A 1,231-nucleotide genomic window follows, 5' to 3' on the forward strand; every position below is an offset into this window, starting at 1 on the left:
CTCGCTTCTTGCATGTCATAGGTGAGTGGGCTTTGCATTAATTGCTCATAGCGCGTCCAGTCCGCTTGACTTAACTGCCAATATTGAGCGTCTTGCGAGACGCTCAGCGAGCGGGATTGGTTATGTTCAATGTTGGTTTGTGAGACCTGATTGCGCTCAAGCTCTGTTGCCCCTACCCAAAAAATTGGCAGTAAGGCGCACATTGCCCATAAGATGGAAATCTTCATCCTTACCCCTCCCCGACCGTTAACGTTGTACGTTGGCCTTTATAAAGCGCCTCGATGTGCTGATCGTTGACGGCGGTGATTTTCCAGCCGAGATAATGTTGACCGGCTTGAAGGGCGGATAACTCTGCCAGTGTGCTGGCACCAGGCTTACCGACAATCGCCAGTTGGGTATGGCCCCGCGTTTGAACATCAAATAAGACAAAAGGCGCGGTAATGGTCGGCGTTTTTACTGTGGGCTTCACGACAGGTTTGGTGCGCACGGGGGGCGCACGTTTTGTGGTGGATTGGCGAGAGAGGCGGTGGATTTTAGTCTCCAACGCATCCAGCTTTTTGCTGTCCAATCCTAACTCATCCAAGCGAACACCTTGATTGGATTGAATGTTGATGAGCTCGGTGATTTCACCCTGTTGCGCATCGATGCGCTGGGTTAACTCATCAAGCGCGAATTGCAATGAGTTCAGCGCCTCAATGCGCGCTTGACGCTCCTTGTCGCGGCTTTCATTCATCGCCAACACCAAACTTTGATGCAGTGCGTCCAATCGCGAGTCAAAGTTCTCCTGGTGAACCGGTGAGAAAACCTGCTGATAGGCGAACAGGCAAGCGGCGCTTAATATTAGGCTCCACAAGCTAAACAGTAGCCCTCTAAGTAACGTTTTGAGAGTGAATTTCACACCTCGCTCCTACGGTTGTCAGTGATGGGACGACCGTAGCAAAAACACCCAAGGAAAATCTTGATTAAAAATACATTGGTGGATGTATTTCTAACGAGTATTATTTTTTAAAACTATGCTATCATTATTGGTTTTTTTAATTTAAAGCGAGCAACCTCAATTGATTTGGGCTCTTTTCTGGTAAACTCTTGCTTTAATTGAACAGATAAAATGACTGTATGAGCCGAAACCTGAAACACTATCAAGCCCTTGATGCACTCGCGACCCACGCGCTGCTTGCCCTCTATTGCACCATGAGCAAGCAAGGTGGGTTCTGGACAGTGAAAAGAAGAA

General features: G+C 48.3%; 2 protein-coding genes and 1 pseudogene. All 3 read right to left on the reverse strand.

The window, feature by feature from the left end:
* Positions 1-227, reverse strand: a pseudogene (locus tag AB6E51_RS24470) (TIGR03759 family integrating conjugative element protein); the annotation flags it as partial.
* A gap of 2 nt (positions 228-229) precedes the next feature.
* Positions 230-898, reverse strand: coding sequence for a hypothetical protein (locus tag AB6E51_RS24475; protein WP_154724101.1), 669 nt, complete (start codon positions 896-898; stop codon positions 230-232).
* A gap of 113 nt (positions 899-1,011) precedes the next feature.
* Positions 1,012-1,231 (reverse strand): hypothetical protein (locus AB6E51_RS24480; protein ID WP_372140318.1); only part of this gene is annotated, 220 nt, incomplete at its 5' end.

Source organism: Vibrio sp. 10N.247.311.47 (assembly GCF_041467535.1).
In the GTDB taxonomy this organism is placed as follows: Bacteria; Pseudomonadota; Gammaproteobacteria; order Enterobacterales; family Vibrionaceae; genus Vibrio; species Vibrio crassostreae_C.